Genomic DNA, 427 nt, shown 5'->3' with positions numbered 1-427 from the left:
TTGATTTATACAAAGCTGCCATCCAAAACTATAATAAAGAAATCGCCAAAATGATGGAGCTTGATGGCAAGATTCGTCGAATGGACTCCTTGATGATTAATTCAAACATGCGTATGCTTGCACGAAGTGAATTGATCTACTCCTGCATATCCCGATTAGTCACATATATTCATAGTGTAAAGCCGGAAATGCTTCCAGAGACACTTTTGCATTACGCACAGCCGAATGATTTCAACAAAGTATTTTATCATGAAAGAAGTTCTACACTGGAAGAGCGTATGGAACAGTTTTTAAAAGATGCAGAAACCCTTTATGATATCACCAAAACAGGATTCGAAGATGTCTCTGAGTATGAACTTTTTATTCGCTGTTTTTCAGAGCAGTCCATTGTCGAACAGGGAAAACGTCGCTGGATTACTAAGGAAGA

General features: G+C 38.2%; 1 pseudogene. It reads left to right on the top strand.

Annotated elements, in window-relative coordinates:
• Positions 1-427, top strand: a pseudogene (locus ACTNBR_RS16565) (hypothetical protein); the annotation flags it as partial.

Origin of the sequence: Bariatricus sp. HCP28S3_F11 (assembly GCF_052065395.1) — a bacterium.
Taxonomy (GTDB): Bacteria; Bacillota; Clostridia; order Lachnospirales; family Lachnospiraceae; genus Allocoprococcus.
This window is presented reverse-complemented; position numbering and strand designations above follow the sequence as displayed.